This window comes from Polaromonas sp., assembly GCF_030680935.1.
Taxonomy (GTDB): domain Bacteria; phylum Pseudomonadota; class Gammaproteobacteria; order Burkholderiales; family Burkholderiaceae_C; genus Polaromonas.
This window is the reverse complement of record NZ_JAUXUP010000004.1, coordinates 67,400-91,197: the sequence shown is the minus strand read 5'-3', so window position 1 is coordinate 91,197 and position 23,798 is coordinate 67,400. Positions and strand designations below refer to the sequence as shown.

General features: G+C 61.1%; 24 protein-coding genes and 1 tRNA gene. 15 read left to right on the top strand and 10 right to left on the bottom strand.

The window, feature by feature from the left end; genetic code table 11:
- Positions 1-85 precede the first annotated feature (85 nt).
- The 3 genes from Q8L50_RS01210 to Q8L50_RS01200 all read right to left on the bottom strand — a co-directional run bounded on the left by Q8L50_RS01210 (position 86) and on the right by Q8L50_RS01200 (position 1,803).
- On the bottom strand, positions 86-532 hold the full coding sequence (locus tag Q8L50_RS01210) for a hypothetical protein (RefSeq protein WP_305346821.1): 447 nt from the start codon (positions 530-532) through the stop codon (positions 86-88).
- Between the two features lie 68 nt (positions 533-600).
- Positions 601-677 (bottom strand) — tRNA-Met (locus Q8L50_RS01205).
- 349 nt (positions 678-1,026) lie between these two features.
- Entirely contained in the window at positions 1,027-1,803 is a 777-nt protein-coding gene (locus tag Q8L50_RS01200; protein ID WP_305346820.1) for an enoyl-CoA hydratase, read from the bottom strand.
- Positions 1,804-1,925: 122 nt separating this feature from the next.
- On the opposite strand from Q8L50_RS01200, the gene Q8L50_RS01195 reads away from it, so the two are divergent.
- The 4 genes from Q8L50_RS01195 (at position 1,926) to Q8L50_RS01180 (ending at position 5,089) form a co-directional block, all read left to right on the top strand.
- Positions 1,926-2,741, top strand: a complete 816-nt coding sequence (locus Q8L50_RS01195; RefSeq protein WP_305346819.1) for an enoyl-CoA hydratase-related protein — start codon at positions 1,926-1,928, stop codon at positions 2,739-2,741.
- 2 nt (positions 2,742-2,743) lie between these two features.
- On the top strand, positions 2,744-3,190 hold the full coding sequence (paaI, locus tag Q8L50_RS01190) for a hydroxyphenylacetyl-CoA thioesterase PaaI (protein WP_305346818.1): 447 nt from the start codon (positions 2,744-2,746) through the stop codon (positions 3,188-3,190).
- A complete protein-coding gene (gene paaK / locus Q8L50_RS01185) occupies positions 3,187-4,479 on the top strand; it encodes a phenylacetate--CoA ligase PaaK (protein ID WP_305346817.1) in 1,293 nt (430 codons plus the stop codon). The genes paaI and paaK overlap by 4 nt, the downstream gene beginning before the upstream one ends.
- A 109-nt stretch (positions 4,480-4,588) precedes the next feature.
- On the top strand, positions 4,589-5,089 hold the full coding sequence (locus Q8L50_RS01180; RefSeq protein WP_305346816.1) for a hypothetical protein: 501 nt from the start codon (positions 4,589-4,591) through the stop codon (positions 5,087-5,089).
- A 12-nt stretch (positions 5,090-5,101) separates the two neighbouring features.
- Here the strand turns inward: Q8L50_RS01180 and Q8L50_RS01175 are convergent, their stop codons facing one another.
- The 3 genes from Q8L50_RS01175 to Q8L50_RS01165 form a co-directional block, all read right to left on the bottom strand.
- On the bottom strand, positions 5,102-6,928 hold the full coding sequence (locus tag Q8L50_RS01175) for a M61 family metallopeptidase (protein WP_305346815.1): 1,827 nt from the start codon (positions 6,926-6,928) through the stop codon (positions 5,102-5,104).
- 149 nt (positions 6,929-7,077) lie between these two features.
- A complete protein-coding gene (locus tag Q8L50_RS01170; RefSeq protein ID WP_305346814.1) occupies positions 7,078-7,794 on the bottom strand; it encodes a DsbC family protein in 717 nt (238 codons plus the stop codon).
- 38 nt (positions 7,795-7,832) lie between these two features.
- Positions 7,833-8,987 (bottom strand): FAD-dependent monooxygenase, encoded by a 1,155-nt coding sequence (locus Q8L50_RS01165; RefSeq protein ID WP_305346813.1) that lies wholly within the window; start codon positions 8,985-8,987, stop codon positions 7,833-7,835.
- Positions 8,988-9,075: 88 nt separating this feature from the next.
- On the opposite strand from Q8L50_RS01165, the gene Q8L50_RS01160 reads away from it, so the two are divergent.
- Entirely contained in the window at positions 9,076-10,020 is a 945-nt protein-coding gene (locus tag Q8L50_RS01160) for an MOSC domain-containing protein (protein ID WP_305346812.1), read from the top strand.
- A gap of 23 nt (positions 10,021-10,043) precedes the next feature.
- On the opposite strand, the gene Q8L50_RS01155 is transcribed toward Q8L50_RS01160, so the two are convergent.
- Entirely contained in the window at positions 10,044-11,828 is a 1,785-nt protein-coding gene (locus Q8L50_RS01155; protein ID WP_305346811.1) for a 7TM diverse intracellular signaling domain-containing protein, read from the bottom strand.
- A gap of 31 nt (positions 11,829-11,859) precedes the next feature.
- On the opposite strand from Q8L50_RS01155, the gene ychF reads away from it, so the two are divergent.
- Positions 11,860-12,951: a redox-regulated ATPase YchF gene (ychF, locus tag Q8L50_RS01150; protein ID WP_305346810.1), complete on the top strand. Its 1,092-nt coding sequence runs from the start codon at positions 11,860-11,862 to the stop codon at positions 12,949-12,951.
- Positions 12,952-13,072: 121 nt separating this feature from the next.
- The gene (locus Q8L50_RS01145; RefSeq protein ID WP_305346809.1) at positions 13,073-13,822 is read left to right on the top strand and encodes an rRNA pseudouridine synthase; all 750 of its coding nucleotides are present in this window, start codon (positions 13,073-13,075) and stop codon (positions 13,820-13,822) included.
- Positions 13,823-13,896: 74 nt separating this feature from the next.
- Here the strand turns inward: Q8L50_RS01145 and Q8L50_RS01140 are convergent, their stop codons facing one another.
- On the bottom strand, positions 13,897-14,379 hold the full coding sequence (locus Q8L50_RS01140; protein ID WP_305346808.1) for a YqaA family protein: 483 nt from the start codon (positions 14,377-14,379) through the stop codon (positions 13,897-13,899).
- 140 nt (positions 14,380-14,519) lie between these two features.
- Between Q8L50_RS01140 and dusB the strand changes: the two genes are divergently transcribed.
- The 3 genes from dusB to purH are packed head-to-tail and all read left to right on the top strand — an operon-like array spanning position 14,520 to position 17,435.
- Complete coding sequence (gene dusB, locus Q8L50_RS01135) at positions 14,520-15,587, top strand: tRNA dihydrouridine synthase DusB (protein ID WP_305346807.1); 1,068 nt, start codon at positions 14,520-14,522, stop codon at positions 15,585-15,587.
- Positions 15,584-15,820 (top strand): Fis family transcriptional regulator, encoded by a 237-nt coding sequence (locus Q8L50_RS01130; RefSeq protein WP_305346806.1) that lies wholly within the window; start codon positions 15,584-15,586, stop codon positions 15,818-15,820. Before dusB ends, Q8L50_RS01130 begins: the two co-directional genes overlap by 4 nt.
- A gap of 43 nt (positions 15,821-15,863) precedes the next feature.
- The gene (gene purH, locus Q8L50_RS01125) at positions 15,864-17,435 is read left to right on the top strand and encodes a bifunctional phosphoribosylaminoimidazolecarboxamide formyltransferase/IMP cyclohydrolase (protein WP_305346805.1); all 1,572 of its coding nucleotides are present in this window, start codon (positions 15,864-15,866) and stop codon (positions 17,433-17,435) included.
- A 104-nt stretch (positions 17,436-17,539) separates the two neighbouring features.
- Here purH and hemL read toward each other — a convergent pair whose 3' ends face one another.
- On the bottom strand, positions 17,540-18,856 hold the full coding sequence (gene hemL, locus Q8L50_RS01120) for a glutamate-1-semialdehyde 2,1-aminomutase (protein ID WP_305346804.1): 1,317 nt from the start codon (positions 18,854-18,856) through the stop codon (positions 17,540-17,542).
- Complete coding sequence (locus tag Q8L50_RS01115; protein ID WP_305346803.1) at positions 18,840-19,799, bottom strand: bifunctional hydroxymethylpyrimidine kinase/phosphomethylpyrimidine kinase; 960 nt, start codon at positions 19,797-19,799, stop codon at positions 18,840-18,842. The genes hemL and Q8L50_RS01115 overlap by 17 nt, the downstream gene beginning before the upstream one ends.
- An 82-nt stretch (positions 19,800-19,881) precedes the next feature.
- Here Q8L50_RS01115 and Q8L50_RS01110 point away from each other — a divergent pair, with 82 nt between their 5' ends.
- From Q8L50_RS01110 to Q8L50_RS01090, 5 genes are all read left to right on the top strand, one after another.
- Complete coding sequence (locus Q8L50_RS01110; protein ID WP_305346802.1) at positions 19,882-20,055, top strand: rubredoxin; 174 nt, start codon at positions 19,882-19,884, stop codon at positions 20,053-20,055.
- Between the two features lie 76 nt (positions 20,056-20,131).
- Positions 20,132-20,530 (top strand): PleD family two-component system response regulator, encoded by a 399-nt coding sequence (locus tag Q8L50_RS01105; protein ID WP_305346801.1) that lies wholly within the window; start codon positions 20,132-20,134, stop codon positions 20,528-20,530.
- Entirely contained in the window at positions 20,530-20,895 is a 366-nt protein-coding gene (locus tag Q8L50_RS01100; protein ID WP_305346800.1) for a response regulator transcription factor, read from the top strand. The genes Q8L50_RS01105 and Q8L50_RS01100 overlap by 1 nt, the downstream gene beginning before the upstream one ends.
- A gap of 23 nt (positions 20,896-20,918) precedes the next feature.
- Entirely contained in the window at positions 20,919-21,449 is a 531-nt protein-coding gene (locus Q8L50_RS01095) for a chemotaxis protein CheW (RefSeq protein WP_305346799.1), read from the top strand.
- A gap of 31 nt (positions 21,450-21,480) precedes the next feature.
- The gene (locus tag Q8L50_RS01090) at positions 21,481-23,763 is read left to right on the top strand and encodes a methyl-accepting chemotaxis protein (RefSeq protein ID WP_305346798.1); all 2,283 of its coding nucleotides are present in this window, start codon (positions 21,481-21,483) and stop codon (positions 23,761-23,763) included.
- The last annotated feature ends 35 nt before the right edge of the window (positions 23,764-23,798 follow it).

Below are 23,798 nucleotides of genomic sequence, written 5' to 3'. Positions count from 1 at the left end.
TCTGCTAATTGCTATCTATTTAATAGCTGCTTGCGCAGCTGCAGTATGGGCTGGAGGCCGATTTACCTGCAAAAAAACAGCGCAATTACTGCTTGTAGCCTGGTAGCTGCTTGTAGGGCGTCTTTCCGTCGTCCTGCGGGGCGGCGGCTGATTCGGAGCTGAAGCTGAAATTGCGCGTGTTCAGGCCCGCGCGTTTTTCCTTGGCTTCCTCGGGGTTGAGTATCCACACCTCATAAACCAGCCCGCCGGTATCGCGGGTGTAGTTGACCAGCAGCTCCTGACCCAGCAGGCTGCCCGACAGCACGTAGTTGTTGTTGATATTGCGGATTCGCGCGCCCGGCGACAGACGATCGGGCTTGCCGTTGATGCTGATTTCGGGCGGGGCCCGCACCACCATCAAACCACGCAGCGCGGTTTTTGGAAAATTGCGCACGCTGGGCACATCGTCGGTCTGTGCCAGTGCCGGGAGGGCCAGCAGGCTGGCCAGCGCCAGCAGGGTGGCGCCAAGAAAAAAATGCAGGCAGCGTTTCATGGTATTTATCCAGAGGCTGTGAAGTAACAAGGCCCCAGAAGTATTACCTCTGGGGCCCCGGGAAAATCTGGTGGTGATAGGTGGACTTGAACCACCGACATCAGCATTATGAATGCTGCGCTCTAACCAACTGAGCTATATCACCGCGCGACCGGAATTATAGCGGCTTCGCAAGCCGCTTGCCCCCGCCTGACTCCTGCAATGTTGGTTGCTGCGTCTGCGTCTTGCGCTCCGCGGCTGGACGACGCGGGGCGCCCGCCTTCGCTCGTGTCCCCCGGGGTGGGCCCGGCCCTCCTCCTTGACCTCGCTGCGGCGGTCACCCCGCGCGCGCCAGCCGCTCCGGGTCGGCGTACAGGGGTCCCCGAGTTGCGCGGCGAGGACGGGAGGACATGCGCGGAGCAGAGAACCCCGCCCTCCGGACCGGGGCAAAATACTGAAGCAAGCTTGATCGCGTCTCGCCGTAAGGCTGGCGCAGATCGCGCACATCCTGCCTTCTAGCGGTGTTTGAACGCCGCCTTGCGTTTGCCCACAAAAGCGTCCATGCCCTCTTTCTGGTCTTCGGTGGCAAAGGTCGCATGAAACAGGCGCCGCTCGAACATGATGCCATCGGCCAGCGTACCTTCGTAGGCGCGGTTCACCGCCTCCTTGGCCGCCATCACCGCAATCTGGCCGTAGTCGCAGATTTGCAGCGCCGCGCCCAGGGCTTCTTCCATGAGTTTGTCCAGCGGCACCACGCGGCTGGCCAGGCCGCTGCGCTCTGCCTCTGCCGCGTCCATCATGCGGCCCGTGAGCACCAGGTCCATGGCTTTGGCTTTGCCGACGGCGCGTGGCAGGCGTTGCGTGCCACCGGCGCCAGGGATGATGCCTAGCTTGATTTCGGGCTGGCCGAACTTTGCGTTGTCGGCGGCAATGATGAAGTCGCACATCATTGCCAGCTCACAGCCGCCGCCCAGTGCAAAGCCACTGACCGCGGCAATCACCGGCTTGCGTATGCTGCGAATTTGCTCCCAATTGCGGGTGATGTAGTCGTTTTTGTACACATCGGCAAAGCCGTAGCTGGCCATGGCGCCTATGTCGGCGCCGGCTGCAAAGGCTTTTTCGCTGCCGGTCAGAATCATGCAACCGATGGTGTCGTCCGCGTCGAAAGCCCTGAGCGCGGTGCCCAGCTCGTCCATCAGCTGGTCGTTCAGCGCATTGAGTTGCTTGGGTCGGTTCAGGGTGACGATGGCCACGCGGCCCTCGGTTCTAGTCAGAATCATCTCGTAGGTCATGGTGCTTTCCTTTTTGCTGCTGAATCATGCCATGCTGCCAGACATCCCAGCCAAGGGAAAACATTAACCGACCAATCGGTCGGTTAATGCTAAATTCCATTCATTCAAAGCTGGAGACAGATATGAGCGAAGCCCCTTCCGAACCATCGGTCCTGTTTGCCACCCAGGGCGGCGTTGCGCTGGTCACGCTGAACCGGCCGTTGGCCTTGAACAGTTTCACGCGCCAGATGCACAGTCAGCTCTGGGATGCACTGGACAAAATCGAGGCAGATACCTCGATACGCGCGCTGGTGATCACTGGCGCCGGCCGCGCCTTTTGCGCCGGGGCTGATCTGGCAGAGTTCGACTTCGAACCCGGCCCGGATCTGCTCAAGCGGGCCGACCCGGGGCCCATCATTGACCAGGCATTCAACCCGACCGTCAGGCGTTTGCAGGCGCTGCGCGTGCCGACCATCGCCGCGGTGAACGGCGTGGCTGCTGGCGCCGGTGCTTCGCTGGCCATGACCTGCGACCTGGCCATTGCTGCGCCGACCGCCAGCTTCATCCAGGCCTTCAGCAAAATTGGTCTGGTACCCGATGCGGGCGGCTCCTGGTTTCTGGTCAAGCGTCTCGGTCTGGCCCGGGCCATGGGCCTGGCCATGCTGGGCGACAAACTCAGCGCCCACGACGCAAAAGAGTGGGGAATGATCTGGGACGTGGCCAGTGAGGGCGAAAACTGCCTGGACAAGGCCATGCAACTCGCCGCACGCCTGGCGCAGATGCCGACCCGCGCTTTGGTGGCCACCCGGCATCTGCTCAGCGAAGGTGCCAGTCGCGACCTGGATGTCCAGTTGGACAAAGAACGCGACACGCAGTCGGCGCTGGGCCAGACCCATGACTACATCGAGGGCGTGACGGCCTTTCTTGAAAAACGCGCACCAACGTTCAGGGGTAACTAGCCATGGATGCGAAACAGCTGGCCCAGGCGGTGGGCGAATCGATGTTTGCGGCAGACAGCGCTTCACGTGACTTCATGCAGATGGAGCTGCTTGCCTGCGAGCCAGGCCGCGCACTGATGCGCATGACCGTACGCGAGGCCATGCTCAATGGCCACAAAATTTGCCATGGCGGTCTGATTTTCACGCTGGCCGACTCCACCTTTGCCTTCGCCTGCAACAGCCACAACAAAGTGGCGGTTGCTGCTGGCTGCAGCATCGAGTTTCTCAAGCCTGGACAGCTTGGCGATGTACTCACCTGCGAAGGGGTGGAGCAAACGCTGCAAGGCCGGCACGGCATTTACGACATGAAAGTCAGCAACCAGCGCGGTGAAGTGATTGCGATGTTTCGCGGCAAAAGCGCGCAGATTGCCGGCAGCGTTATTCCCGGGATTTCGGGGACATTGGCATGAAGAGTTTTCCGCTCGAACCCATAGAAAAGGCGAGCCTGGACGAACTGCGCGCATTGCAGCTCAAGCGCCTGAAGGCCACCTTGCAACATGCTTACCGCCATTCGCCGGTTTACAAGGCCAAATTTGATGCTGCCGGGGTGCACCCCGATGATTGCCGGTCTCTGGCCGACCTGGCGAAGTTTCCTTTTACGACCAAGGCCGACCTGCGCGACAGCTACCCCTTTGGCATGCTGGCGGTGCCGCGTGAGCAGTGTGTGCGTATCCATGCGTCCAGCGGCACGACTGGCAAGCCCACTGTGGTGGCCTACACCCAGAACGATGTGGACATGTGGGCGGCTTGCGTAGCACGCAGCATTCGCGCAGCCGGTGCGCGTCCGGGCGACCTGGTACACATCAGTTATGGCTACGGGCTGTTCACTGGCGGCCTGGGCGCGCATTATGGCGCTGAAAAACTGGGCTTGACGGTGGTGCCGTTTGGCGGGGGGCAGACCGAGCGCCAGGTGCAGCTGATCAACGACTTCAAACCCGACATCATCATGGTGACGCCGAGTTACATGTTGGCGATAGCCGACGAGTTTGAAAAGCAGGGCCTGTCGGCCGCCGACTCCAGCCTGCGCACCGGCATATTTGGTGCCGAGCCCTGGACCAACGACATGCGCCATGCGCTTGAAAACCGCATGGCCATTGATGCGGTCGATATTTACGGCCTGAGTGAAATCATTGGCCCCGGCGTCGCCAGCGAATGTGTGGAAACCAAGGACGGTCCGACCATCTGGGAAGACCACTTTTACCCCGAGATCATTGACCCCGTCACCGGTGAGCTGTTGCCCGACGGGCAGATGGGCGAGCTGGTTTTCACCAGCCTGAGCAAGGAAGCACTGCCCATCATCCGGTACCGCACGCGGGACCTGACACGCCTTCTACCGGGTACCGCGCGGACCATGCGCCGCATGGAAAAGATCACCGGTCGCAGCGACGACATGATGATTGTGCGCGGCGTCAACGTGTTTCCCACGCAGATTGAAGAGCTGATTCTCAAACGCGCCGAACTGGCGCCGCATTACCAATGTGTTTTAACGCGCGAAGGTGCGATGGATTGCCTCAGTGTGGTGGTGGAAACCCGGCCCGATCTGGCGCCCGACAGTGCTGCGGCCCGCGCTGCGGCAGCCTTGTTGCAGCAGGAGATCAAGGCCTACATCGGCACCAGCGTTCAGGTTGAGCTGCGGGCTGAAGGGGGGGTGGAGCGCAGTCTGGGCAAGGCAAAACGGGTGCTGGACCGCAGGCGCTGAAGTTACGGGGTGCGAGTGACCGCATCCAGATTTTCCCGGATACGAACCCTCTCGACGCGGTCTCGTTTCGGTCTTACACTGAAATGACAACAAGCGCTGGAGACTACCCATGGTTGACAAGCAGGCAATTTACCGCAAGACCGCAAAAGGCGCGGAGGCGATTTCAAACCGGCAGTCGGGTCTTGCACCCAGGCTGCGTTCGCTGTTGATCATGGTGGACGGCAAGCGAAGTTATGCGGAACTGACAGTGATCGCCACTTCCCTGGGTGATCCGGAGCGTTTGGCAGAGCTCGAAAGTGAAGGTCTGATGGAGCCGGCGGTGACAGAGGAAAAAACCATGCCTGCGCCGCTGGAGCCCGCGGTTTCGCAGGCGGCTCCCGGTCCGGCGCGTGCGCTCAACCTGGCGCAGGCGCGGCTTTTTTCGTCCCATCTGCTGGAGCACATGATTGGACCACTGGCCGAGCCGGTGTGTATCAAGATCGAGGCAACGCGCGACCTTGCCGATTTTGTGAGCGTGATCAAACGTGCGCGTGAGATGGTGCGCGAAATAAAAGGCTCTGTCGAGGCCGACCGGTTTGTCGCCCAGATAGAAGCGCAGATGCCCGAGTAGCCGAGTACTTTCTCAGTGCGTTGAGACCAGCCACTTTTGCGCCAGTGGCATGTCCTTGAGCACGAGGCGCCAGGTGCTTGCGGCCTGCGGCATGGCCAAATCCAGGCGCAGCAGGCGTTTGTCCCTGGACACCAGGGCCGTGATTTTTTTGCTGGGTCCGGCGTAAAGCAGCAGGTCGTCCAGCTTTCCCAGACGCCAGCCCTGGCTGTTGGCGCCGTCCGCCTTGCTACCTTTGCCCCCGCGGGGTTCGACGCCCAGCCATTCATCGCCGGCGGCAAAGCCAGCGCGTTCGGCCAGGCCCCCGCGCAGAACGGTCTTGATCTGCACCCCTGCGGTTTCCTGTACGCGTATGCCCAGCGCCTGAGCCAACTGCGCAGGCTCTTGCAGCACCGCGATGCCATGGATCCGCAACAGTTCTTCAAGTGGCAACTCGCCGGTCCCGTGTACCCAGCGGGCAATCTCCACCGCATAGGAGCGCCCACAGACTTCCTCGATTGCGGCGGCAAAGTCGGACTCGCTCATAGGCCCGCCCTTGCAGCGCAGCCACAGGGCGCGCATGACGTCGTCCAGCGTTGCCTGCCTGCTGCCCCTGCTTTCAGTACGCAAGCTCAGGTCGAAACACAGGGCAACCAGGGCGCCCTTGGTGTAGTAGCTGACGGTGGCGTTGGGTGTATTTTCGTCCTGGCGGTAATACTTGACCCAGGCGTCGAAGCTGGCCTGGGCGACGGACTGGACCAGCCTCCCCGGCGTCTGAAGGACCTGGTTGACGGTTTTATTCAGCAAGCGCAGGTAAGCGGCGTCATCGATCAGACCGGCGCGGCGCAGCAGCAAGTCATCGTAATAGCTGGTGAATCCTTCGAAGAACCACAGCAACTGAGTGTAATTTTCACTGCCGTAGTGGTAGCTTGCAAATTCTGCCGGGCGCAGGCGCTTGACATTCCAGGTGTGGAAGTATTCGTGGCTGATCAGCCCGCACAGCGTGGTGTAACCCTCGGGCATCTTGCTTTGTCCCAGGCGCGGCAGGTCTTTGCGGGTGCAGATCAGGGCGGTGCTGCTGCGATGCTCCAGCCCGCCGTAACCATCGTCCACTGCATTGAGCATGAACAGGTAGCTTTTGTGGGGCGGTTTTTTGCCACCATGCCAGAAGCGGATTTGCGCCTCGCAAATCTTCTTCGTGTCGGCCAGAAGTCGCGCGCCGTCGAAGCCAGCGGTAGCGCCCGCGACCACAAAGCGGTGCGGCACGCCGCAGGCACTGAAGGTGCCGCTCCAGAAGGTCCCCATTTCCACCGGGCAATCCATCAGCTCGTCGTAATCGGCGGCCAGGTAGGTACCAAAGCCGTTGGCCCCGACCTGGTTCGCCGGCAGTGCAGTCGCTGCCGACCAGCCAGCGATGGCCGGTGCGGCCACCAACTCCAGTGCGTGCGGCATTTTTTCCTGGCCGTGGACCTGCATGCACAGCGAGCTGCCGTTAAAAAAGCCGCGATGGGCATCCAGCCAGGCGGTGCGGACTGAGTTGTCGTTGGCGTAGACCTCGTAGCTCAGGCGCACAGGCTGGTCGGCCTTGCAGCGGATGTCCCAGGTGCATTTATCCACTTGCGTGAGTTGGTCAGCGGGCAGGGCTCTGGCCGTCTGATGCACGCGCAGCCCTTGCAGATTTTTCGAGAATTCACGCACCAGGTAACTGCCGGGAATCCAGACCGGCAGGCTGACGCGCTGCAAGGGCTGCGGCCGGGCGATTGTCAGCGTGACGCGAAACAGGTGTGCGTGCAGGTTGGCAATTTCGACGCGGTAGTGGATGGCGGGGGGTGTTGCGGCAGCGGCGGTTTTTTTGGTCGGCATATGGCTTGAAAGAATACCCCAAGCGCGCTGGCCCGCAGTGCCCCGGAGCGCAGGGGTGCTGATTATTTGCTATGAAAATAGCAGCTGGGTGCGCAGGCCCCATAAGGGCTGGATGCCGATTTCGTCGTCAAGGTGGGTGCGGATGTGCCTCAAGGTGCCTTGGCTTCGCTCAGTGATTTCTCCACCTGCTGGGCGCTTGCCGCGCCCGGCACACGCGAGCCGTCGGCAAAAATCAGGGTGGGTGTACCGGTGATGCGGTATTTTTTTCCGAACTCGACGTTGCGTGTTACCGCGCTGGCGTCGCAGCTGGCGCTGGGCACGGGCTGGTTACGCACCATCACGTCTTGCCAGGTCTTGGCCTGGTCTTTGGCGCACCAGAGGTTTTTTGATTTTTCGACAGAATCAGGGCTCAGGATCGGGTACAAAAACAGATAGACCGTCACGTCATTGACCTTTTGCATGTCGCGCTCAAACCGTTTGCAATAGCCGCAATTGGGGTCCTCAAACACGGCCATCTTGCGCTTGCCGTTGCCCCGCACAATCGTGAAGGCGTCTTTCAGGGGCAATGCGTCAAAGGGCAGGGCATTGAGCTTGTCCACCCGTTCTTCGGTCAGGTTGCGCTTGAGTTTGGTGTCGATGAGGTTGCCCTGGATCAGAAAATTTCCCTCGGCATCGGTGTAGAAAATCTCGCTGCCATTGACGCGGATTTCATAGAGGCCGGGCATGGCCGTCTTGCTGATCTCGTCGATTTTGGGCAGGTTGGGCAAACGCTCGATGAGCGTTTTGCGTATGGCCGCTTCCTGCGCATGGGCACCCAGGCTGATGCCCAGCAGGGCACCCAGGAATATGGTTCGGAGCAATTTCATTGTATTTCCAGTCATGTCAATCGAATCTGTGCTGTGTATTACAGCCTTGCCTTGTCGCCCATCGCCTGCCGCATCACCCACTGCTTGAGCGGGCCGCTGCGCTCAAAACCCTTCATGCCCCAGTTCCGCAGCGCCTGCCAGCGCGCGTCGCCTTGCGCAAACAGACCTTGCAGGCCATCTGTCACTGCGCCCATGGCCGCTACGTCGGCCTGACGCGCTCGTTCGTAACGGCGCAACAGTTTTTCCTCGCCCAGGCCGCGCCAATATTCGCGCTCACGCAGCACCTTCGCCAGGCCGGCGGCATCGGCCAGCCCCAGATTGAGGCCCTGGCCCGCCAGCGGATGCACCGCGTGCGCCGCATCGCCGGCCAGGGCCCAACCAGGGCCAACCCAGCGCTCGGCGCGTGACAGGCTCAACGGCCAGGCCGACAGCGTGCTGGCCAGGGCCAGGCGACCGGCTTCGGCCCCACAGGCCGCTTGCAGCGCCGCAGAGAAGTCTTCAGGCGACAACTTCAGCAGCGCATCAGCATGGTCCATAGAGACTGACCAGACCAGCGCCAGAGAGTTCCCGTCAAAACCGCCCGTTGGCAAAAGAGCCAGCACCTCGCCGTGCGCGCCAAACCATTGGCGCGCCACGCCGCCGTGTTTGTGGTCACTTTCCAGGCGCGCGGCGATGGCCTTCTGGGCGTAGGGCTTGACCACCCAGGACGCGCCAAACTCACTGCGACTGCTGCTTTTCTGGCCCTCGCAGACCACCTGTAGCGCAGCGGTAACCGGCGCTGCCACGGTTTCTACCTGGGGCTGGAATTGCAGCGCCTGCGCCAGTTGTTGCTCCAGTGCCGGTACATCAACAATCCAGGTGAGCGCCGCACCAGCGCCAGCGGGGTCACTGGCCGGCTGCGGTGTTTCAGCGATGAAGTCCAGTCTGCCGCCTGCGTCTCCCCACACCTGCATCTGCTGCACGGGGGTAACGAAAGGGGCTTCCGGCCAAGCGCGCAGCGACTCGAGCAACTGCCGGGAGGAGCTGTTCAGCGCGTAGGCCCGCACATCCTGTGGCCGGGGCAGCGCGGGCGTGCCGGTGGCCGTCTCTGGCGAGACCAGCGCCACCTGCAAGCGCTCACGCGCCAGCAACAGGGCCAGGGTGCGGCCCACTACACCGCTGCCGCGAATACACACATCAAAGGGCTTGGACATGCTTCATTTTAGAAGGCAGTGCAAAATCTTCCCTGACCTGGCACAACTTGACCGACAACTTGAACTGATTACTGGAAGGATTGGTGACGTGATTGAATCATTGAGCAAAGCCCCCGCCCCCCCGGGGCCAGACCTGACGGCAAGCATCACCAGCCTGTGGGTGTATCCGGTGAAGTCTTGCGGCGGCGTACAGCTGCCGGAAGCGATATTGCTGGATACCGGGCTGGAGTTTGATCGCGCCTGGATGGTGGTGGATGCGGAGGGCGTTTTTCTGTCTCAGCGCGAGCTACCCCGCATGGCCCTGATCCAGCCGCAACTCAAATACCACGACATGGTGCTGCGCGCACCCGGCATGCTGGCGCTGCACATTGCACTGGACCAGGTGGAGCAGCCGGTGCGGGTCACGATCTGGGACGATGAGGTCAAGGCCTACGACATGGGCCCCATCGCCGCCCAGTGGTTCACCGACTTTTTGGGCGTCCCGGCCCGGCTGGTGCGTTTTGACCCGGAGGAAAAACGCCTGTCGAGTTTGCGCTGGACCGGTGGTGTGGAGGCGCTGAACCAGTTCAGCGATGGCTACCCGGTGCTGGTGGTCAGCGAAGCGTCGCTGGCGGGACTGAATGAAAAGCTGGTGGCGGCAGGCGGTGCGGCCGTTGGCATGGCGCGTTTTCGCCCGAACATTGTGCTGGGCAGAGCCGGCGGCGATGATGGTGGTGGCCTGGAACTGGCGCCGCATGATGAAGACCGGGTCGGTGTGATGCACATCGAAACCAGCCAGGGGCCGGTGCAGTTGAAGCCGGTCAAGCCGTGCGCGCGTTGTCCCATACCCGATATAGACCCGGCCACGGCGCAGTCCAGTCCCGACGTGGGTGACATGCTGCAGACGTATCGGCAGGACCCTCGTCTGAACGGGGCGGTGAGCTTCGGCATGAATCTGATCGTGCTGCAAGGCGCTGACTGCCTGCTCAAGGTGGGGCAGAAGGTCTCTGCTGATTACTGCTTTGAACAGGGCCGCTCACCCTTGACGACATAGTTTGAACGGGCCTGAGGGTCCGGTCATGGCTGTTCGCGGATGGGGTAACTTTCATCCACAGAGTCCGCCTCCAGTGGCGTGGGCCGGGTCAACTCGGCCGCCAGAAAACGGATGGGCCTGCGGGTGCGTGCGCCCATGCTGTCCAGCAAGCCCGACAGGGCTTGTGAGAGTTCCGGCCCTTCCATCATTTTTTCACTCAGCAGTACTGCGGCGATGTGAAACTGCAGGACTACTTCTGGCTTGAGTCCTTTCAGCGGCATGAGCCCCGCTGCGATCAGGCGCGCTGCCAGCTCGGTCACGGGTTCGCGCGACGAGATACCTTCCAGAATCAGGCCAAAACGCGCTTCATCGACCCGGCCTGCGGTATCCGCATCGCGCAGGATGCGGCGCAGCTTGATCACGCTGCGCAACAGGCTTTGCTCGGCCACGGCGATACCGTGGGTGCGCTCGATGTAGTTGTAGTTGACCAGCTCGATATACACCACGGCAGCCGGTTCCTTGTGGCGCATGGCGCGCGACACCACCTGTGACAGCCGGTCACTGAAGAGGTGCGGGGTCAGCAAACCGGTCAGCGCATCCTGGCTGGACATGGCCTGCTCGCGGGTTTCAATGACGTGACGCTCACGTGAGCGGATGTTCAATGCCACCAGCAGCAAGGGTGCCTCTACCGCGAGCGCGATCATCAGCGAGTGCTCGATCAGCCAGGAGCTGGGCACCCAGCCAAAAATACGCGCCACCGCCATCAGCGTGGCCACGGACAGGGGTGTGAAGGCGCCCAGTACCCACAGGCCCACCACATCCCCGCGCCGCGACGCCAGAAACGCCGTTACCAGACCCAGTACAACGCACAGCGTCAGGTAAACACCTATGAGGCGAACACCCCAGACCCGGTCTATGACCACAAATAGCAGTGCCAGGCCCGGGCCGGCCAGGGCGGCCCAGTAGGTGACCCGATGAAGCCGCGCGTGATGCGCAGTCGAGCTGCAAAGCGCCCTGACCATCAGCAGCGCAACGCTGCCGCCTGTCAGCCCCAGGCAACCCTGTGCAGCGTTGTTCCAGGCTGCCGAGTCGCCCCACAGCAGATGGCCGGCCATGCCGCTGGTGGTGGCGATGACGCCCATCATGATGGCCGCATAACCTGCGTACCAGCCATACAACCGGTCGCGGTACACCCAACTCTGCGCCGCACTCGCAACCACCAACAGCAGCAGGGCACCAAAGACCACGCCGATCAACATGTAATCGACCTGCAGGCGCTGGCTTCTGGTCACGCTGGAGATGACATTGACAGGGATGTTGATCTGCGTCTGGTGCTGGATGCGGACATAAACGTCCCGCACCGTGCCGGGTTGCAAATCCAGCGAAAATTGCGCATACCGCCCCGGCTCTGGCCAGCTGGAGACGGGGACGGTATCGCCGGCTGTCTGCCCCAGCCATCGCCCGCTTGCTGACAGCTGGTACACGGTGACTTTGTCGAGCAGCGGAATCGGAAACTCCATGATCCACTGGTGGTGCGAGCCAAGTGGCTCCACAAAGCGGTAGTGCTGCCATAGCGCGGCATGGCTGCCCAGGGTGTAGATGGTGTTGCTGCGCGGCGGGCTCATGAAGGGCCGAAATTTGCCGGAAGCCACCTGCTCGATGCTGGCCTCCGCATCGGCGTCTATCCATGCCAGACCCTGGTTCTGCAGGTCGAGTGACACATTCGGGTCTTGCAATACAAGCACCGGCTGGGCCTGGATCGGCGCGGCCACAAGTGCCCCCAGTATCACCAGCGCCAGACCCGCGATCTGCACTAGTGCATATCGCATACACTTCTCAGCCTGTTTTTGAAGGTTTCTCATGAGCTTGAAGTGCGGTATTGTAGGCTTGCCCAACGTCGGTAAATCGACCCTTTTTAATGCCCTGACCAAGGCGGGCATCGCGGCGGAGAACTACCCGTTCTGCACCATAGAGCCCAACGTCGGCATCGTGGAATTGCCCGACGCGCGGCTGGCCGAGCTGGCGGCCATCATCAGCCCTGAGCGTATCGTGCCCGCGATTGTCGAGTTTGTCGATATCGCAGGTCTGGTGGCAGGTGCCAGTACAGGCGAGGGCCTGGGCAACAAGTTTCTGGCGCATATTCGCGAAACCGATGCCATCGTCAATGTGGTGCGCTGTTTTGAAGACGACAACGTGATCCATGTGGCCGGCAAGGTTGATCCGATCTCTGACATTGAGGTGATCCAGACCGAGCTCTGTCTGGCCGATCTGGCGGCAGTTGAAAAGGCCTTGCACCGCGTCACCAAAACTGCGCGTTCCGGTGACAAGGAATCGATCAAGCTGGTGGCTATACTGGAAAAATGCCAGGCCGCACTCAATGAAGCCAAACCGGTTCGAACGGTAGAGTTCAGCAAGGAAGAGCTGCCATTGCTGCAGCAGTTTTTCCTGATCACCGCCAAGCCCGCCATGTTTGTGGGCAATGTGGCGGAAGACGGCTTTGACAATAATCCCTTTCTGGACAAGCTGCGGGCTTTTGCGGCCAGCCAGAATGCGCCGGTGGTGGCCATTTGCGCCAAAATGGAAGCCGAGATGGCCGACATGAGCGACGAAGACAAAACCATGTTTCTGGCCGAGATCGGCCAGCAGGAGCCTGGCCTGAACCGCCTGATCCGCGCCGCCTTCAAGCTGCTGGGGCTGCAGACCTACTTCACCGCCGGTGTGAAGGAAGTGCGCGCCTGGACCATCCATGTGGGCGACACCGGCCCGCAGGCAGCCGGGGTGATACACACCGATTTTGAAAAGGGCTACATCCGCGCCCAGACCATTGCCTTTGACGACTACATCACCTACAAGGGCGAACAGGGCGCCAAGGACGCGGGCAAGATGCGCAGCGAAGGCAAGGAGTATGTCGTCAGGGATGGCGACGTGATGAATTTCCTGTTCAGCAGCTAGAGATGTGTACACCCCTGCCTGGGCTCACTGCGTGTAGCCCATCCTCCCCTTGCAGGGGACGCCTCCTGTCGCCCGGCGGAGCCGGTTCGACGGCGGCACTTGAATGGGTCGCGCGGTTCACATGACCGAACCCGTCCGCCTCTCCAAATACCTGGCGCACATGCTCAACTGCTCGCGCAGCCAGGCCGAGCAGTACATCGCAGGCGGGTGGGTGCGTGTGGATGGTGTGGTTGTCGAAGAGCCGCAGCACCGTGTGCTGGACCAAAAAGTCGAACTGGACCCCGATGCCAGTCTGCTCGAACTGGTGCCGGTGACACTGTTGCTGCACAAGCCACCGGGTCATGCGGCCGGGCTGGACTCAGATGCCAAACAGCCGGGCATCCCGGCTGCGCAATTGCTGACTTACACCAACCATGAGCGAGGCGACCCATCGGGCATCCGTCCGCTGAAAAAACATTTCACTGCCTTGACACTGGCCACGCCGCTTGCCACGCCAGCCAGCGGTCTGGTGGTGTTCACCCAGGACTGGCGGGTGGCACGCAAGCTCAGCGAAGATGCCTCGGTGATGGAGCATGAGGTGATCGTCGATGTCGGTGGCGCCCTGGTACCTGGTGGCCTGGAGCGACTCAATCGCATCGACCACGGCTTCACTTTCAACGGCGTGTTGCTGCCACCGGCCAAAGTTAGTTGGCAAAACGAAACCCGATTGCGCTTTGCCCTGAAAGGCGAGCGGCCCGGTCAACTGGCCTTCATGTGTGAAAGTGTTGGCCTGCAGGTGCTGGCCATGAAACGTATTCGCGTTGGCCGGGTGCCCCTGAGCAGTTTGCCGGCCGGACAGTGGCGCTATCTGCAGCCCCACGAACGGTTCTGATTTTTCGCCGGTAGCGCCATCCTTCGACGGGCTCGGGACGAACGGGAGCGCAGTGAGCTACCGTGAGGGCTCAATCAAAACTTGAAGCCACCGGGGAACGCCCAGACCAGCGCAGCGGTCATCGTGAAATAACGCAGGAATTTGCCGATGGCCATGTAGGCGACGCAGGGCCAGAACGAAAATTTGAGCCAGCCCGCCACCGCACACAGCGGATCACCCACCACGGGCAGCCAGGCCAGCAGGCAGGCTTTGGGCCCCAGCTTTTCCAGCCATCGCACGGCCCGGCCGTGGTGCGAGGAATGCGAATATTTGTCCACCACCTTGTGCGCGCCGTAGCCCAGCCACCAGTCCAGTGCGCCGCCCAGTGTGTTGCCTGCGGTAGCCACCAGCACGGCCGGCCAGAACAGATCGGGACTGAGCTTGACCAGACCAAACACCACCGGCTCTGAACCCAGCGGCAGCAGCGTCGCAGAGATAAATGAGACCAGAAAAACCGTGCTCAAGCCGTACTCGGGCAAAGCCAGCGCATCGATCAGGTGCCTAATCCATATCTCCATGGCTCGCGAGTATAGGCAGGGCAGATGCAGTAGCGTGTAGGGCAGGGGCCTGCGCATCCGTGTGCCAATTCCGATTGCTGAAATTTTGGGCAGCTACAATGTGCCTTGTTTTTAAGCATGCCCCACTCCCCTTTCCTTTCATGAAACTCGGCCCCTACGTTCTGGCCAACCGGCTGTTTGCGGCGCCGATGGCAGGTGTCACTGACCGGCCGTTTCGCCGCCTGTGCAAAGCCGGGGGGGCGGGTTATGCGGTCAGCGAGATGGTGACTTCGCGCCGCGACCTGTGGGACAGCCTGAAGACCTCGCGCCGTGCCAACCACGATGGCGAAGAGGCGCCGATTGCGGTGCAGATTGCCGGTACCGATGCGCTGATGATGGCCGAAGCGGCCGCCTACAACATTGACCGGGGCGCCCAGATCATCGACATCAACATGGGCTGCCCGGCCAAGAAGGTCTGCAACAAATGGGCCGGCTCCGCGCTGATGCAGGACGAGCCACTGGCCCTGGCCATTGTCCAGGCGGTGGTGGCCGCCTGCGCAGCGCGTGGCGTGCCGGTGACGCTGAAGATGCGCACCGGCTGGGCCGAATCCCATAAAAACGCGGTGGGCCTGGCGCGCCAGTTTGAGGCCGCCGGCGTACAGATGCTCACGGTCCATGGCCGCACGCGGGAGCAGGGCTACAAGGGTCAGGCCGAATACGACACGATTGCCGAAGTCAAGGCAGCGGTGGCTGTGCCTGTGGTTGCCAACGGCGATATCACCACGCCGGAGAAGGCCCGTGATGTGCTGGCCTGCACCGGTGCCGATGCAGTGATGATTGGCCGCGCGGCCCAGGGGCGACCCTGGATTTTTCGCGAGATCGGGCACTTTCTTGAAACCGGCACACATCTTGCGCAACCGCTGGTGGTTGAGGTCAAACGTCTGCTGCTTGATCACCTGCTGGACCACTACGCGCTGTACGGCGACTTCACCGGGGTGCGCACGGCGCGCAAGCATATTGGCTGGTACGTCAGGGTGTTGCCCGGCGGGGAAGCCTTTCGCGCGCGCATGAACCGGATCGAGGACTGCGAGGCGCAGTGGCGGGCGGTGAGCGAATTTTTTGATGTGCTCGGTGAGTCCATGGACCGCATGCCGGCATTGGCCGGGCTTGCCGGGGCGGCAGTGACCGTCAGACATGCAGACAGCAAAAAGGAGGGAGAGCTCACATGAGCAAAAAACACATCGAAGAGTGCGTACGCACCAGTCTCGAGGGCTATTTCAGGGATTTGCGCGGCACCGAGCCAGACGGCATGTACGACATGATGGTGCGTGTGGTCGAAAAGCCGCTGCTGGAGGTGGTGATGCAGCATGCCGAGCACAACCAGTCGCGCGCCGCTGAATGGCTGGGCCTGAACCGCAACACCCTGCGCAAAAAACTGCTCGAGCACAAGCTGATCAAGTGAAGCGTCTGCGCTTCATCCCTTACCTTCCCCACAAAAGACAAGCATGAACGCCCTGATTTCCGTCTCCGACAAAACCGGTATTGTTGATTTTGCACGCGCGCTGCATGCGCTTGGCATCAAGCTGATTTCGACCGGCGGCACCGCCAAACTGCTGGCCGACGAGAAGCTGCCGGTGACCGAGGTCGCCGAACTGACGGGCTTTCCAGAAATGCTCGATGGCCGCGTCAAGACCCTGCACCCCATGGTGCATGGTGGCCTGCTGGCGCGCCGCGATGTGCCCGAACACATGGCCGCTCTCAAGAGCCACGGCATTGACACCATCGACCTGCTGGTTGTCAATCTGTACCCGTTCGAAGCCACGGTCGCCAAAGCCGGTTGCACGCTGGAAGACGCGATTGAAAACATCGACATTGGCGGCCCGGCGATGGTGCGTTCTGCCGCCAAGAACTGGAAAGACGTGGGCGTGCTGACCGATGCATCGCAGTACGCGGGCGTACTCGAAGAACTCCGGGCCGAGGGCAAGCTCAGGGACGCGACTAAATTTGCGTTGTCGGTGGCTGCCTTCAACCGCATCAGCCAGTACGACGGCGCGATCAGCGACTATCTTTCCGGCATTCAGCCGGACGGCGTGCACAGCCTGTTTCCTGCCCAGTCCAATGGCCGGTTTGTCAAAGTGCAGGACCTGCGTTACGGCGAAAACTCGCACCAGCAGGCCGCGTTGTACCGCGACCTGTACCCTGCGCCCGGCTCGCTGGTGACGGCCAAACAGCTGCAGGGCAAGGAGCTGTCGTACAACAACATCGCCGATGCCGACGCCGCCTGGGAATGTGTCAAGGGTTTTACCGGCCCGGGCTGCGTGATCGTCAAACATGCCAACCCCTGCGGTGTGGCGGTGGGCGCTGATGCGCTGGAGGCCTACAGCAAGGCGTTCAAGACCGATCCGACCTCGGCCTTCGGCGGCATCATTGCGCTGAACTGTACCCTCGACGAGACCGCTGCCCAGCAGATCTCCAAACAGTTTGTCGAGGTGCTCATGGCCCCGGCTTTCACGCCCGAGGCGCTGGAAGTGTTCAAGACCAAGGTCAATGTGCGCATCCTCCAGATCGATCTGCCGCCCGGAGGAGACACGGCCTGGAAGCAGGGCCGCAACCTGATGGACGTCAAACGTGTCGGCTCTGGGCTTTTGATGCAGACGGCCGACAACCACGAGCTTGCGCTGGCCGACATAAAAGTCGTCAGCAAGCTGCAGCCGACGCCCGCGCAGATGCAGGATTTGCTGTTCGCCTGGAAGGTGGCCAAATACGTCAAATCCAACGCCATCGTGTTCTGCGGCGGCGGAATGACACTCGGCGTAGGCGCTGGTCAGATGAGCCGCATCGACTCGGCCCGCATCGCATCCATCAAGGCCGCCAACGCCGGCCTGGATCTGACGGGCTCGGCGGTCGCCAGCGACGCCTTTTTCCCGTTCCGCGACGGGCTCGATGTTGTGGTTGACGTGGGCGCCACCTGCGTGATCCAGCCGGGTGGCAGCATGCGCGATGAGGAAGTGATTGCGGCGGCGGATGAGCGCGGCGTGGTGATGGTGCTCAGCGGGGTTCGGCATTTCCGGCATTGAGCCGGATTTCTGCAAATAAAAAATGGCTGTAGCCCTTACTGAACGGGCGTGAGCAGCTATTCAATTTATAGCGGGGGTCTGTCTCTGATCGGCCTGACCGAACTTCAAAGCGCAGCAAAAAACTGTGTCGCGGCATCCACCGTGGCTTCAATATCAGCCGCCGTATGCGCCGAACTGACAAAGCCGGCTTCATACAGAGCCGGGGCGTAATACACACCCTTGTCCAGCATTGCATGGAAGAAACGGTTGAAGGCCGGACTGTCTGTTGTCATCACCGTGGCGTAGTTTTGCGGCAGCTTGTCCATCAGGAAAAAGCCAAACATGCCGCCCTCGCTGTCGCCGCAAAAGGGCACGCCCGCCTGGGCGGCGGCACCGGTCAAGCCGCTGACCAGGCTGCGGGTACGCTCGCCCAGTGCTTCATAAAACCCGGGCTTTTGGAGCTCGCGCAGTGTCGAAAGACCACAGGCCGTAGCCACTGGATTGCCTGACAAGGTGCCGGCCTGATACACCGGGCCCATCGGCGCCAGCTGCTCCATCACCGCGCGGGTGCCGCCGAAAGCTGCCAGCGGCATGCCTCCGCCTATCACTTTGCCCAGCACCGTCATGTCTGGTTTGAACCCAGGAAGGTATTTGGCGTAGACGCTTTGCGCGCCGCCCAGCGCCACACGAAAGCCGGTCATCACTTCATCAAACACCAGCAGCACCCCATGCTGCGTGCAGAGCTCACGGCAGCGCTGCATGAAAGGCACACTGGCCCGTACAAAATTCATGTTGCCGGCAATCGGCTCGATCATGAGGCAGGCGGTACTGCTGCCATGCAGGGCAAAGGCTTCTTCAAGCTGGCTGAGGTTGTTGTATTCGAGCACCAGCGTGTGCTGCACCACCTCGGGCGGCACGCCAGCGCTGGTGGGATTGCCAAAGGTGGCAAGGCCCGAGCCGGCCTTGACGAGCAGCGCGTCGGCATGGCCGTGGTAACAGCCCTCGAACTTGATGATCTTGCTGCGGCCGGTGGCGCCTCGCGCAAGCCGGATCGCACTCATCGCTGCTTCGGTACCGGAGCTGACCAGTCTAAGCATTTCGATGGAAGGCACCAGCCTTACGATTTCTTCGGCGAGTTCGACCTCGCGCTCGGTCGGTGCGCCGTAGGAGAAGCCTTCGAGAACCGCTTTCTGCACGGCCTCGACCACTGCCGGGTGGCCGTGGCCGAGGATCATGGGGCCCCAGGAGCCGATGTAGTCGATATAGCGCTGTCCGTCTGCATCCCAGAAGTAGGCGCCCTGCGCGCGCTGTACAAAGCGCGGTGTACCGCCGACCGCCTTGAACGCGCGTACCGGTGAGTTGACCCCGCCGGGGATCAGTTTTTTGGCACGTTCGAAAAGAGCGAAGTTGCGTGAGGGTGCGGTGTCAGTGTTTGGTGCCATGCGTGGGTAAATCAAAAGGGGGAAGTGGCCGCAACGTGTCGTCAGGGTCGGCGACTTCTTCGTTCGTTGGCTCCGCATCGTCATCTTCCGACTGCGCCCAGAACAGGCGGTCGGGCACGATGTTACCCATGCCGGGGTGAAAACCGGCGTTCAGGCTGTGGTCAAGGTAAGTCAGGGCCTCGGAGGTGGCGGCCTGCAGGTTGTGGCCGTTGGCCAGCAGTGCAGACAGGGCGGCCGTCAGGGTGTCGCCCGCGCCGGCAAAAACGGCTTCAAAGCGTTCGAATTTTTCACTGTACAAAACTGCTTGTGGCGTGGCCAGCACGTTGTCGATGAATTGATCCGGCAACGGTATGCCGGTCACCAGCGTGTAGGGAACGCCAAAGGCGGATGCGGCTTTGGCGATGTCGCGGGCTACCGGACTTTTTTCGCCGGCCCAATCTGGCAACAACCAGCGCCAGAGACTGCTGTGGTTGCCCACCAGAACGGTGGTTTGCGGCAGCAGTAGTTCGCGGAAGGCGTCGAGGTAGTTGTCGATGGCTTCCTCATCCCACCACGCAAGGTTGGGCATGTAGGCAATCAACGGAACTTCAGAATAGTCCGACGCAATTTCCGCAATCGCGCTGACGATCTCCGGGCTTCCGACGAAGCCGACCTTGATGGCGTTGACGGACATGTCTTCGAGTGCGGTGCGGGCCTGCTCGGTGACCACGTCTTCGTCAAAGGCAATGTGATCGAATATTTCGGCAGTGTCGCGCACATAACTGCCGGTCACGACTGCCAGCGCATGTGCGCCGGCGGAGGCAATGGCGCTGATGTCTGCCGTCAGGCCACCGGCCCCGCTCGGGTCGTTGGCGTTGAAGGTCATCACGCAGGCAGGGGAAGTTTCGCTGTCCTCGGCTGCGGTTTGCCGTGTATCCAGAGGGGGGGGGGTGGGGTTTGCCATAGGGCTGGAATTTTGCGGGTACGCGAATAAGCAACGCCGCCTCGATACAATTGTTGCATTCTATTCGAAGGCAACTTAAGCTGTGACTCAATCAACAACCTGGATGTGTTTAATTTGTGGCTGGATATATGACGAAGCGGCGGGGGCACCTGAACACGGCATTGAGCCTGGCACTCTCTGGGGTCAGGTACCCATGAACTGGACCTGTCCCGAATGCGGAGCCCGCAAGGAAGATTTTGAAATGGTCCAGATCTGAATGCCCGGGGCGTTTGCCTGAATAACATGCGCGGCCTAAGTCATGCCCAAGCCGTGCATCTCAAGGAGCACAGTCAGTGAGTATTCCCAGTTCAGGGCTCAAGGTGTTGGTCATTGATGACAGCAACACCATTCGCCGCAGCGCAGAGATATTTCTCAAGCAGGGCGGCCACGAAGTCCTGCTTGCCGAAGACGGCTTTGATGCCCTTTCCAAGGTCAATGACTACATGCCGGATCTGATCTTCTGCGACATTCTGATGCCCAGGCTGGACGGTTACCAGACCTGTGCCATCATCAAGCGCAACCTCAAATTTTCGAATGTACCGATTGTGATGCTGTCCTCCAAAGACGGCGTTTTCGACAAGGCAAGGGGCAGGATGGTCGGCTCGCAAGATTACCTGACCAAGCCGTTCACCAAAGACCAGCTGCTGCACACAGTTCAGGAGCTGGGCAGCGCAAAACAAGGAGAAGCGTAATGGCCATCAAGAAAATTCTGATTGTGGACGACTCGAAGACCGAGTTGATGTTCATGACCGATCTTTTGACAAAGAACGGTTTTGCCGTCAAAACCGCCGAGAACGCGGAAGACGCCTTTCGTCGGCTTGCGGAGGAAAAGCCCGACCTCATCCTGATGGATGTGGTGATGCCCGGGCAAAATGGCTTCCAGCTCACGCGGGCCATCACGCGGGACCCGCTTTATGCCGACGTGCCCATCATCATGTGCACCAGCAAAAATCAGGAAACCGATCGCGTCTGGGGCATGCGACAGGGCGCCAAGGACTACATCACCAAGCCGGTTGATGCCGACGACCTGATGGCCAAGATCAAGTCGCTGGGTTGACATCTTCCGATTCCCGTTAAAGCATGGCCAACAGACAAGCGCTCAGAGAACTCCAAAGCCGCCTGGCCGACAGGCTAAAGGCGGCCAAAACCCAGGGTGTTGCTGCATCCTGGCTGGCTGTCGAGGCCGGCGGCAGCAAGTACCTGTTTCCCTTGAACCAATCCGGGGAAATTTTTCCATGGGTCAGTGCGCAAAATGTGCCTTACACGCAGGCATGGTTTGCTGGCGTGGCCAATTTGCGGGGTGGCTTGTACGGCATTGTCGATCTGGCGAGTTTTGTCACTGGCGTCACGCCGCGACCCCGCAGTGAGCTGGCCCGGACCGAATCGCGTCTGGTGGCGCTCAATAGCGCACTCGAGATCAACTGCGCGCTCCAGATTGACAAGCTTTCTGGTCTGCGCAACCCGGACGCATTTACCGACTTTGCAGAGCGCGCGAGCGACGCGCCAGAATTTTTTGGCCACAGCTATGTGGATGCTGTCGGCGTGAGCTGGCAGGAAATCAACCTTCAGTTGCTCGCCCAGCAAGCTCATTTTTTGACCATCAGCGCCTAGCGCGCGCACGTTTTCCCCCGGAAGGCTCACCATGTCTGTCATTGAAAAAATCCAGAAGCTGTTCAAAACAAAACAAGCGCCACCTGAGGACAGCATGGATGGTGTTTCTCTGGATATGTCGGTCGATCCGCTTGCCACTGGCGCCCTTGACGTGCAGGTTAACCCGGTGTCAGCGATGTCGTCGACCCAGACCGATGTGGGCGACGACCCCGAAACCCAGTCCCCGGACGAGACGCCTGACGACGTAGAGCTTTTGTCGCTGCCTTTGTTGGGTCGCCGACCCATGGGCCAGCACCAGCGGGTGCTTGTGATTTTGATGGCCTTCTCGGTCATCGTGCTGGGCGCGGTGACATTCGTTGCCCTGAACCAGGCGGACAGGGTCGCTCAGCAAGTGGCGGCAACCGGACAATCGCTGATGCAGTCGCAGAGGCTGGCGAAATCCGTTTCGCAAGCGCTGGTGGGTAGCGCCCAGGCTTTCCCCGACGTCCGTGAGAGCTCCGACGTGCTGGCTAAAACCGTGCGCGGTTTGAAGGATGGGGATGTGTCGCTCCGGCTTGAGCCAGTGAGTGGCGAACTGCTGCCGGAAGTGCAGACCGTAACCCCCCTGATGGAGCGCGCAGAGAAAAACGCATCGACCGTCATGGGGCAGCAGGCTATTTTGACCCAGGTGGGCAATGCGCTGCGCACCATTAACCGCCAATCTTCGGACCTGCTGGAAATCGCAGAGACGGTGGCGTCTCTCAAACTGCAGCAAAATGCGGCCCCGGCGGAGATTTCGGCGGCTGGTCAGCTGGTGATGTTGACCCAGCGTATTGGTAAGTCGGCCAACGAGTTCCTGACCATGGAGGGCGTGAGCCCGGAGGCGGTGTTTCTGCTGGGCAAGGACTTGAACTCCTTCAAGGAAATTGCCCAGGGCTTGCAGGAAGGCAGTCCCGAGTTGCGTCTGGTTGGCTCCAAGGACCCGCAGACGCGTGAGCGGCTTGAGGCGCTGATGGCGCTGTACGAGCAGACCCGGGTTCAGGCGGGTGCGATTTTGGGTAACTTGCAGGGCCTGGTGTCGGCGCGTGAGGCACAGGCATCGATTCTTTCTGACAGCGAGGCCTTGCGCCGTGGTCTGGAGGACATTCAGGGCAAGCTTTCTTCGCAGACGGGTCTGGGGGCGGGCGCGCTGACGACCCTGGCCGTGGCTGCGGCCTTTGCCCTTTTGTGCGCAGTTGGCCTGGCGCGTTTGCAGGTGCTGGACAGCCGGCAGCGCCAGGGGGTTGCGGAAAACCAGCGGCTGGAAGCCAAAGGACAGGAGCAGGACGCCAAACGTGTGAACGACGCCAACCAGGCCGCCATTTTGCGGCTGATGAACGAATTGCAGACAGTGGCTGAAGGTGACCTGACGCAGGAAGCCACTGTGACCGAAGACATCACGGGCGCCATTGCAGACTCTGTGAACTACACGGTGGAGGAGTTGCGCCAGCTGGTGGGTAACGTGCAGAACACGGCGACCCGGGTGGCCCAGACGACCGCGCAGGTTGAGAGTACATCGACCGAGCTGCTGGCAGCATCGACCGAGCAGCTGCGAGAAATTCGCGAAACCGGCCAGTCAGTGCTGGACATGGCGACCCGAATCAACCAGGTGTCCAGTCAGGCGCAAGAGTCCTCCCAGGTGGCACGGCAATCCCTGACCGCCGCCGAGTCGGGTTTGCAAGCCGTGCAAAACGCCATTGGTGGCATGAACTCGATCCGCGACCAGATCCAGGAAACTTCCAAGCGGATCAAGCGTCTGGGTGAATCGTCCCAGGAGATTGGCGAGATTACCGAGCTGATTTCCGACATTACCGAACAGACCAACGTGCTGGCGCTCAATGCGGCCATTCAGGCGGCGTCCGCCGGTGAGGCCGGGCGCGGTTTCTCGGTGGTTGCGGAAGAGGTGCAGCGACTGGCTGAACGTTCCGCTGATGCGACGCGCCAGATTTCTGCGTTGGTGAAAGCCATTCAGACCGACACACAAGATGCGGTAGCCGCCATGGAGCGCTCCACGCAGGGTGTGGTGGAAGGGGCCAAACTGTCTGACAGCGCAGGTACCGCACTGTCCGAGATTGACCTGGTTTCACGCCGGCTGGCCGACCTGATTGAGCAGATTTCGAACGCTGCATCGCGGGAAGCCGAATCTGCCAACGTGGTGGCCGGCAACATCCAGCACATTTTTGCAGTGACTGAGCAAACCGGAGAAGGTACCCGCTCAACCGCCCTGCAGGTGCGTGATTTGTCACGCATGGCTGAAGAGCTAAGACAGTCCGTTTCCCGCTTCAAGATCGCCTGATACAGGCCACTGTCCTGCCTGTGAACCCCGACTCA

What these genes read in the sequence shown, in the direction of transcription:
- Q8L50_RS01210 (WP_305346821.1), bottom strand. Translation starts at nt 532, where the DNA reads ATGAAACGCTGCCTGCATTTTTTTCTTGGCGCCACCCTGCTGGCGCTG.
- Q8L50_RS01200 (WP_305346820.1), bottom strand. Translation starts at nt 1,803, where the DNA reads ATGACCTACGAGATGATTCTGACTAGAACCGAGGGCCGCGTGGCCATC.
- Q8L50_RS01195 (WP_305346819.1), top strand. Translation starts at nt 1,926, where the DNA reads ATGAGCGAAGCCCCTTCCGAACCATCGGTCCTGTTTGCCACCCAGGGC.
- paaI (WP_305346818.1), top strand. Translation starts at nt 2,744, where the DNA reads ATGGATGCGAAACAGCTGGCCCAGGCGGTGGGCGAATCGATGTTTGCG.
- paaK (WP_305346817.1), top strand. Translation starts at nt 3,187, where the DNA reads ATGAAGAGTTTTCCGCTCGAACCCATAGAAAAGGCGAGCCTGGACGAA.
- Q8L50_RS01180 (WP_305346816.1), top strand. Translation starts at nt 4,589, where the DNA reads ATGGTTGACAAGCAGGCAATTTACCGCAAGACCGCAAAAGGCGCGGAG.
- Q8L50_RS01175 (WP_305346815.1), bottom strand. Translation starts at nt 6,928, where the DNA reads ATGCCGACCAAAAAAACCGCCGCTGCCGCAACACCCCCCGCCATCCAC.
- Q8L50_RS01170 (WP_305346814.1), bottom strand. Translation starts at nt 7,794, where the DNA reads ATGAAATTGCTCCGAACCATATTCCTGGGTGCCCTGCTGGGCATCAGC.
- Q8L50_RS01165 (WP_305346813.1), bottom strand. Translation starts at nt 8,987, where the DNA reads ATGTCCAAGCCCTTTGATGTGTGTATTCGCGGCAGCGGTGTAGTGGGC.
- Q8L50_RS01155 (WP_305346811.1), bottom strand. Translation starts at nt 11,828, where the DNA reads ATGCGATATGCACTAGTGCAGATCGCGGGTCTGGCGCTGGTGATACTG.
- ychF (WP_305346810.1), top strand. Translation starts at nt 11,860, where the DNA reads ATGAGCTTGAAGTGCGGTATTGTAGGCTTGCCCAACGTCGGTAAATCG.
- Q8L50_RS01145 (WP_305346809.1), top strand. Translation starts at nt 13,073, where the DNA reads ATGACCGAACCCGTCCGCCTCTCCAAATACCTGGCGCACATGCTCAAC.
- Q8L50_RS01140 (WP_305346808.1), bottom strand. Translation starts at nt 14,379, where the DNA reads ATGGAGATATGGATTAGGCACCTGATCGATGCGCTGGCTTTGCCCGAG.
- dusB (WP_305346807.1), top strand. Translation starts at nt 14,520, where the DNA reads ATGAAACTCGGCCCCTACGTTCTGGCCAACCGGCTGTTTGCGGCGCCG.
- Q8L50_RS01130 (WP_305346806.1), top strand. Translation starts at nt 15,584, where the DNA reads ATGAGCAAAAAACACATCGAAGAGTGCGTACGCACCAGTCTCGAGGGC.
- purH (WP_305346805.1), top strand. Translation starts at nt 15,864, where the DNA reads ATGAACGCCCTGATTTCCGTCTCCGACAAAACCGGTATTGTTGATTTT.
- hemL (WP_305346804.1), bottom strand. Translation starts at nt 18,856, where the DNA reads ATGGCACCAAACACTGACACCGCACCCTCACGCAACTTCGCTCTTTTC.
- Q8L50_RS01115 (WP_305346803.1), bottom strand. Translation starts at nt 19,799, where the DNA reads ATGGCAAACCCCACCCCCCCCCCTCTGGATACACGGCAAACCGCAGCC.
- Q8L50_RS01100 (WP_305346800.1), top strand. Translation starts at nt 20,530, where the DNA reads ATGGCCATCAAGAAAATTCTGATTGTGGACGACTCGAAGACCGAGTTG.
- Q8L50_RS01095 (WP_305346799.1), top strand. Translation starts at nt 20,919, where the DNA reads ATGGCCAACAGACAAGCGCTCAGAGAACTCCAAAGCCGCCTGGCCGAC.
- Q8L50_RS01090 (WP_305346798.1), top strand. Translation starts at nt 21,481, where the DNA reads ATGTCTGTCATTGAAAAAATCCAGAAGCTGTTCAAAACAAAACAAGCG.